Raw genomic sequence first — 9,059 nt, 5'->3', positions numbered from 1 at the left:
CAGGCCGGACACATGACTGCTTCTGACAAATGCACAAATCAGATCAAAAACGTCTTGCTATGCAGGAGCCATCCACACATGCCGTTCGCTGCGCCTGCAAACTCGGGGCTTTTGCGAGCTCAAAGTCCGCGGAACTTGCGGCCATCCGCATTTTTGTCCCGGTGGGCCGCTCGCTGCCCAAAGATGATATACAACAGCGATGTTTGAGTATTCTGGGAAGTTTAACACAGCTCCTATTTAGGACACCTTTTTCGCAAATAGGGCGGCTTTCTTTATGACTCTGGGGATCTTCCCAAGGCCACACCATACCGGCATCGCCCGAAGCGCATTGAATACTGTCTGCAAAGAAACTCTGTGACTTATTTCTTATGCCCAGTAAACTCCGGTGTTGTGTGTGTTTCATTAGTTGGTGCGGGAGCTGCGAACGCAGGTGGGTGGAAAGAGGACATCGGAAGAGACGGAAAGTTCAGCGTCGTCGTCTGCGCAAAGTTCGGGGCTCAGCGCGGATGATCAGCAGGCGCGGTTCGAAGCTACTGCGCGGGTTATGCAGGCGATTTCTGAGACCAAGGATGACATCCAACCAGTATGCGACTTGATTTTAACGCTGGCAAAAGATCTCTGCGATGCCATTTTTGCTGGTCTGGTTCTCGGGCAAGAAGGGGATGCGCGTCAGCAACTGATTGCCAGCGTCAATCTGCACCCGGATATTCAGCAGCTGTGGCTCGACGGCAAATACACGATGGAGCCAGGCAACTCCATCGTGACGGACACTATTCTCAGCGGTAAGACCAAACGTGTTGTCGACATGGGCGACACCGATTTCCACAAATCGGGCGATGAGCGCTTTAAACTCATTGTCGACACGCATGGGTGCAGAAGCAATCTGTTTGTTCCTTTGAAAGTGGGTGGCAGTGCAATCGGATGCCTGATGCTGGCACGGGATGAGGTGCGACCGTACTCCGACGATCAGGTCCAGCTGGTTGAAACTTTCGCCGCGCAGGCGGTCATTGCAATTGAAAATGTTCGCCAGTTTAGCAAGCTGCAGGTCCGTCTGGCTCGTGAAGGGGCAACGCGCGATGTGCTGGAGACGATCAGTCGATCTCGGGAAGATGAAGCGCCAGTCTTTCAGACGATCCTGGAAAACACGGCCCGGCTTTGCGAAACAGATGTAGCCACGTTGAGTCTGCTAAATGAGGCAGGAACTCATTTGGAATACGCGGCCCATTTTGGTGATCAATTGGCTACGTACAAGGTCGGCGTGGATCGCTGGTGTTTGGAGTCAAATTTACAAATTGCCGAGTCCGTGCGGGAAGCGCGCGTTATTCACAACGTCGATTTGCGCGAGACAGACCACTACATCAACGGGGATCCTTGGCGCCGGCAACTGGTTGATGAGGAAGGTGTCCGTTCGTTTCTAACGGTTCCTTTGATGTCGGCAAATGGTGACCCCGTCGGTGTCATTGGGATTTACCGGCGTGAAGTGCGGCCATTTACTGATGATGAAATCTCTTTGGTCGAGGGCTTTGCGGCGCAGGCTGTGATCGCAATAGATAACACCCGTCAAATGAAAGAGCTGCACACCCAGTTAGAACGCCAAACGGCGACGCAGGAGGTACTGAGCGTCATCAGCAAAAGCCGGGACAACGATGCACGCGTCTTTGAAGCGGTGCTGCAGCAGGCCACGGAAATCTGTGACGCGGATCAGGCGGCACTGGTTTTGGTCAACACTGCAGGAACTCATATTCAATTGGCCGGTGCATGGGGGCACGATAGAACCGACGTCGAATTGGGAGAAGAGTGGCCTCTTGATGGTTCAGTCACGGCGGCGGCGGCGATACGAAATTGCAAGGTTGTACGCGTCGAGGACATCGCCGACACTGAGTTCTACCGCTCGGGTGATCCTACTGCTGTTACAATGGTCGAGGTCGAAGGCATCAGGTCACGGGTTGTTGTGCCATTGATGCAGGGGGAACAGGCGATTGGTGCGATCGCAGTCAGCCGCCGCGAAGTCCGCCCGTTTTCTGATCCCGACGTGCAATTCATTGAAGAGTTCGCCAAACACGCAGTCATAGCGATAGAAAATACGCGCCAATTTCGAGAGGTTCAGGAACGACTTGAGCGCGAAAAAGCATCGCGAGAAATCCTCGAAGTCATAAGCCGTAGCCGCGACGACGAAAGACCTGTATTCCAGAGCATTCTCGAAAACTCCAGCCGTCTGTGCAAAGCGCCACTCGCCTTCTTGTGTATCGCTGATCACGAACGCGGGATCGCAACGATCCCAGCCAATATTGGTGCGAGAATCGATTTTGACGAAGCGCTCAAAAATTTTATGGAGCCACTTACACGCACTGAATTAATTGCGATCAAACCAATGATTGATGGCGAGGTCATTCGCCAGGACGATATCGCGGACGATCCCCTTTACCTCAGGGATCGTGACCCGAAACGGGTTCAGATGGTTGAGATTGAAGGAGCCCGATCGGTTCTGGCAGTTCCGTTGATGAAGGATGGCACCGGTCTAGGGGTGATCGTGCTCTATCGTCGCGAAGTTGCGCCATTCTCAGACGACGACGTGGCGCTGGTCCAAACCTTCGCGGCTCAAGCCGTTATCGCAATGGAAAACGTCCGACAGTTTCGCGAAGTTCAGGATCGCACAGCGGAAGTTACGCAGGCTTTGGAATATCAGACCTCTACATCCGAAGTGCTGCGGGTTATTTCGGCGTCACCAAATGAGTTGGCGCCTGTTCTCGATGCTATCCTCAAAGAAGCGTCGCGCATCTGCGAATTGCAGGATGCCTATGTTGCAATGTTGAACCCCGACGATCAGCTTTTTCATGTTCTTGCAATACTTACGCAGGACACGACCTTTGCGGAATATGTCAAAGCGCATCCTATTTCGCCTGATGAAAGCGGTGTAAGCGGGCGTGCCATACTGTCGAGACGCACCATCTATATCGAAGATGTCGAAACCGAGACGTCCTATACTTGGATGGAGGATAGCGGCGTCGGGGAATATCGGTCCGTGCTCGGGGTCCCGTTGGTCAAAAATGGCGAGGTTGTGGGTGTAATTTCGGTTGGGTCAACCGAGGTTTCGGGATTTTCCACCAAGCAGATTCAGTTGTTAGAAACCTTCGCCGACCAAGCGATTATCGCCATTACAAATGCCAACCTGTTCCGGGAAGTGGAGGAACGCACTGCCGAGGTCGTGCAGTCACTAGAATACCAAACCGCCACGTCTGATGTGTTGTCGGTCATTTCTCGTTCTCCGAACGAGTTGAAACCGGTACTCGACGAAATCTTGAAAGTCGCAAGCCGAATCTGCGACCCAAAATACGCTGCGATTTCGATCCTCAATCCAGAGGACAATCTATACCACACTGACATTATGCTCGATTTTGACAGTGATTTCATGAAGTTCATGCAGGCCAACCCCGTTCCGGCAGGTCACGGGAGCGGAATCGGCCAAACGGCGGCACGAGGGGAAACGGTCTATTACAAGGATACCGAAGCCGACGAATACGAATGGAAAGAGGCTGCACGTATCGGAAAGTACCGTTCACTTCTGGGTGTCCCGCTAATCAAGGGCGAGTTGGTGGTTGGGGTGATAGTCCTTTGCCACGACAGGGTCGCACCGTTCAATTCAAAGCAAATTTCCCTTTTGGAGACTTTCGCGGCACAGGCCGTGATCGCGATCAACAACACTCAGTTGTTCGAAGAGGTTCAGGCCCGTACAGCCGAAGTTGAAGAGACGCTGAAGTACCAAACAGCAACTTCTGAAGTGCTGGATGTCATCTCGCGTTCGCCTAACGATCTTCCTCCGGTACTGGATGCAATACTAGAAGTTGCTTCGCGCATCTGCTCTCCTGAGTACGCATTTTTCGCCATGCGGGACTCCAACGATGGGTTTTTCCGCGTTGTCATGTCCCATAACGTAAGCGATGGGTTCCTGAAGTTTCTGACTGATAACCCCATCGCTCCTGAAGAAGGGTCGTGCATAGGGCGTGCCGCGCTGCATGCTAAGACGGTCTATATAGAAGATACGCGCAACGACCCAACGTACACCTGGAAACAAGCTGCCGAAATTGGCGATTATCTTACGACTCTCGGTGTTCCGCTTGTCAAAAATGGGCGAACGCTCGGTGTTATCGTCATGGCGCACAGACAGGCCTCAGCATTTAGCAAAAAACAGATCAGCCTGTTGGAAACTTTCGCGTCTCAGGCGCTGATCGCTATCAACAACACGCAATTGTTTGAGGAAGTACAATCGCGTACGGCAGAAATCGAAGAGTCGTTAGAGTATCAAAAGGCAACGAGCGAGGTGCTCGAAGTCATTTCCCGATCTCCAGACGCACTGGAGCCTGTTCTGGAAGCGTTGCTGGCTGTTTCGTCTCGCATCTGCCGCCTTCAGGATGCTTTTGTGGCGCTGAAGAAACCCGACGATGGTAGGTATCATTTTTTTGCCGGGCACAACCTGTCAGGCGAATTTACCGAATTCCTGAAATCACATCCGTTTGAACCAGGAGAGACTTCTGCGACGGCTCGGGCGCTCCTTCGTGGGCAGGCTGACTATGTTGAAGATACACAAGCGGACCCCAATTATGACCCAGTTCTGAAATCTAAACTTGATGGTTATCGATCCGTGCTTTCCGTGCCGTTGATACGTGACGGTGTCACAATCGGTGTCATCAGCATGGGCAGCCGAATAACTGCGGCTTTCGACGAGAAGCAAATCAAGCAGATGGAGACATTTGCGTCACAGGCAATCATCGCTGTTCAGAACTCGCAGCTTTTCAATGACACGCAAACCGCGCTTGCCCGCCAAACCGCCAGTGCAGATGTGCTGCGGGTAATTTCTGAATCCCCAACCGATACCAAACCTGTGTTCGAGAAGATTGTTGGACTGGTGACGACGCTGATAGATTGCGACCTGGCAATTGCTATTCAAGCCAACAAAACCGAAATTTGGCAGGTTGCTGTCGCAACGCCCGAAGGTGTGGAAAAAGTTGAGTGGACGGATCGGCTTCCGATTGACCCCGAAGACAACCTGCCGTCCTGGGCAATCAAAAGCGGCAAGACGCTACACATGCCAAATTGGCGCTACGATGAACTACCGCGGCGCGACAAGAAGATATTTCGCGAGAAGGGCTTTAAATCGTTTTTGATGGTGCCCTTGATGCGTGGAAAAGACTGTTTCGGCAACTTGGTCTTTATTCGAAAGACGTCCAAGGTTTTTACCAAAGACGAAGTGTCCATTGCCGAGTCATTTGCCGCTCAGGCCATAATCGCGCTGGAAAATGTACGCCTGTTCAATGAAACTCAGTCTTCCTTGGCCCGGCAGACTGCGAGTGCTGATGTATTGCGGGTGATCAGCCAATCACCCACGGATACAACGCCTGTTTTTGAGGTGATCGTAGATTCCGCGACACGGCTCGTTTCGTGCGACATGGCCGGTGCGGCGTTGTCGGATGAGAGTTTCTGGTGGCAAGTGGCTTTGGCCTCGCCCAAAGGGCTGATACGTGATTTCGGAAGAACTCGGCACCCGCTGGATACGCAAGACAATTTTCTGTCGTCGGTATTGCTGTCTGGAAAAACCATGCATGTGCATGATTTGTCGTCGGGTGACTTGCCGCGGTTGGCAAAGAAGCTTCACGAAGAAAGCGGGTTTGAAGCTTTCCTTGGCGTGCCATTGATGCGCGGAGGCAAATGTCTGGGCGGCCTCTATTTCATCAGAAAATCCAAAACACCCTTCTCGGATGACGATATTGCAATGGCCGAGTCCTTTGCCGATCAATCTGTTATTGCGATCGAGAACGTACGCCTTTTCCGCGAAGCTGAAGAAGCGCGCGAGGCTGCTGAAACTGCCAACGAAGCAAAAAGCGCATTCCTGGCCACCATGTCACATGAGATACGCACGCCCATGAACGCGGTGATTGGGATGAGCGGCCTGTTGATGGACACAGAGTTGGATGCAGAGCAAAGCGACTATGCAAACACCATCCGCGATAGTGGTGACGCGCTGTTGGGTATCATCAACGAGATCCTCGACTTCTCGAAAATTGAAGCCGGGCAGATGGATATCGAAAACCATCCGTTCGACCTGCGCGAATGCATAGAAAGCGCTCTCGACTTAGTCAGCGGCAAAGCCGCCGAGAAACAACTGGATTTAGCCTATGAGTTCGATGACGCGCTACCACTGGCAATTAGCGCGGATCTGACCAGATTGCGGCAAATTCTGCTGAACCTGCTTTCTAACGCAGTGAAGTTCACCGAAAGCGGCGAAGTGGTTCTGTCTGTTGAACAATCCGCCAAGGTACAGGGATCGCTCGAACTAACGTTCAAAGTCCGAGACACTGGAATCGGCCTATCCCAAAAGGGCATGAGCCGATTATTTCAGTCTTTCAGTCAGGCAGATAGTTCAACGACCAGAAAATATGGCGGCACTGGTCTGGGTCTTGCGATCTCGAAACGCCTTGCGGAACTAATGGGTGGGACCATGTGGGCTGAAAGCGATGGCGAGGGGAGCGGTTCCACCTTTGTTTTCAAGATCCAGGCCAAACCTGCAAAGCCAGTTAAATCGTCTTCTCGCAATCTTGTTGGCGTTCAGCCTGAACTCGAAGGCAAGCGAATTTTGATGGTGGATGACAATGCCACCAATCGTAAAATCCTTTCTCTGCAAACCGAGAAATGGGGCACGCAGACAACGACGTATGGATCTCCCTCAGAGGCGCTGAGCATACTTGAAGAAGGCGTCGAGTTCGATTTGGCCATTCTCGACATGCATATGCCTGACATGGATGGAGAAGAGCTCGCAAAAAGGGTTCGCGCCAAGAAACCGGGCTTGCCACTCATCCTTTTCAGTTCACTTGGCCCGCGCGATATAGACCTTGAGGAGGGGCTCTTTGCCGCCAACCTTGCCAAACCTCTGCGCCAATCCCACCTGTTCGATACCCTGGTCACATTGTTCGCGACTGAAAAGGTGCGCGTAGAGCCGTCCAAACCTCAGGGCAAACCACAAACAGATCCGGATATGGCCACACGACATCCACTGCGGATTTTGCTGGCTGAGGATAATTTGGTGAACCAGAAACTTGCGCTGCGACTGCTGGAACAGATGGGCTATCGCGCTGATTTGGCCAGCAATGGTGTTGAAGCGGTCGAAAGCGTCAACCGGCAAACATATGATGTCGTTTTCATGGATGTGCAAATGCCCGAGATGGACGGGCTTGAAGCATCTCGTCGTATCAATAAAGCGCATCCGGATGGCAGTCGTCCTCGCATAGTCGCGATGACCGCGAACGCCATGCAGGGCGACCGTGAGATGTGCCTGAAAGCAGGGATGGACGACTACATCACTAAACCGATCCGCGTATCGGTCCTAATTGAAGCCCTGTTAAATTCCCCCAGAATAAGAAGGTGATCCATGACAGACAGCCCGATTGATCATGAAATCTTCATGGAGCTTAAAGACGCTACAGGCGAAGATTTTGCAGCCGAGCTTGTGAACACCTTTCTCGACGAAGCGCCTGGCATGATTGGCGAATTGAAAGCGGCTGCGGGCGCGGCTGATGCCGACCGATACCGCCGTGCTGCGCACTCCATTAAGTCGAATGCCAATACCTTTGGGGCGATTGCTCTCGCCGAACGGGCCAGGAAAATCGAGCTCGGAGAGCTGCCTGAAGCCGGGGACCTTACAGACGCGACGGCGCTGGAAACCGACCTTACCATTGCTGCAGCTGCTTTACGGAGCCTGATTGATGTCTGACGCCCCCGGTCATTTGCTCATCGTTGATGACAACAAGGTGAACCGCTTGCTTTTGTCGCGCAGCGTAGAGCTTTTGGGTCACCAGGCATCGGTCGCGGAAAACGGCCGGGTCGCAATGGAGATGTTGTCTAACCAGCCGTTTGATTTACTTCTGCTGGATATCGAAATGCCTGAAATGGACGGCTTTCAGGTTCTCGAAGCCATCAAATCAGACACCGACCTGCGTGATCTGCCGGTGATCGTGACGTCATCTGTTGAGGGGCTCGACAATGTCGTGCGCTGTATCGAATTGGGTGCGGAAGACTACCTGCCAAAACCGGTCAATAAGACACTTCTCGGTGCGCGCGTTTCCAGCGGCCTTGAAAAGAAAAAACTCAGGGACGAGCAGAAACGTCTGCTAGAGCGCTTTGCAACAACGGAGGTTGCACAAGACCTCCAAGAGTCTGGCTTTGCGATAGGTGGCAAGCGTGCCAATGCTTCGGTCCTCTTCTGTGACATTCGCGGTTTCACGACCTTGTCTGAAAATCTCGCACCAGAGGAAACAATTGACCTGCTCAATACGTTCTACACGTTGATGTTCGAGGCTGTTACCAGCAATGGCGGAATTGTCAGCCTGATGCTGGGTGACGGTTTGATGGCTCTTTTTGGAGTTCCGCAACCACTGCCCAATACTGCGCAAAGTGCAGTGGCGGCAGGGCATGAAATGCACAACATGATCGAGATGTTAAATCTTGAAAGGCGCTCAGAAGCGAAAAGTGACCTGAAAATCGGCATCGGAATAGCGACTGGCGAAGTCGTCGCCGGCTATGCCGGTACGGACAATCGAGCGACGTATACTTGCATAGGATCGACCGTAAACCTTGCTGCTCGCCTCGAGGCAGAAACGCAGAAAACCGGAAGCCGTATATTGATCGACCAAGAAACTTTCGACCTGCTGGAAGGGGCAAATGTGTTGGAGACATTTGGTAGAACAATGATCAAAGGTTTCTCCGATCCGTTCGATATCCATGCGCTATGACCATTCATGCAACCTGGCAAGCGCATCTACATCGGGTGTAGTTGCGCTTGTGGCTTTGCTTTTCGCCCGATGATTTTCATATGTGGCTCAGTGATTGGAGACTAGATATTGTCAGACTTCGCAAAGTCCGCTTTCTGCGCGTTTCTGCCATTTGGGCAGTTCGCAGCAATTTGTACTTTGGGCTCAGGGCTGATGGGGTGGATGGCTCCTGCTCCAACCGGCGTCGCGATGCGCCATATTGCAGGTGTCTATGTCTGCTTTCTGAGAGGAGCCACCCCA

The 9,059-nt window shown here is 52.6% G+C and carries 3 protein-coding genes; all 3 read left to right on the top strand.

The genetic code is table 11. The features are described from left to right. Positions 1-430: 430 nt before the first annotated feature. From ACR0KN_RS22165 to ACR0KN_RS22155, 3 genes are read left to right on the top strand one after another with little or no spacing between them, the layout of a single operon-like run. On the top strand, positions 431-7,417 hold the full coding sequence (locus tag ACR0KN_RS22165) for a GAF domain-containing protein (protein WP_480656640.1): 6,987 nt from the start codon (positions 431-433) through the stop codon (positions 7,415-7,417). 3 nt (positions 7,418-7,420) lie between these two features. Further along, the gene (locus ACR0KN_RS22160; protein ID WP_480656638.1) at positions 7,421-7,762 is read left to right on the top strand and encodes an Hpt domain-containing protein; all 342 of its coding nucleotides are present in this window, start codon (positions 7,421-7,423) and stop codon (positions 7,760-7,762) included. Beyond that, positions 7,755-8,780, top strand: coding sequence for an adenylate/guanylate cyclase domain-containing protein (locus ACR0KN_RS22155; protein WP_480656636.1), 1,026 nt, complete (start codon positions 7,755-7,757; stop codon positions 8,778-8,780). Before ACR0KN_RS22160 ends, ACR0KN_RS22155 begins: the two co-directional genes overlap by 8 nt. Positions 8,781-9,059 lie beyond the last annotated feature (279 nt).

The sequence above is a fragment of the Ruegeria sp. AP7 genome (assembly GCF_056539905.1).
The sequence above is the reverse complement of the archived record's forward strand: the minus strand, read 5'-3'. Positions and strand labels throughout refer to the sequence as shown.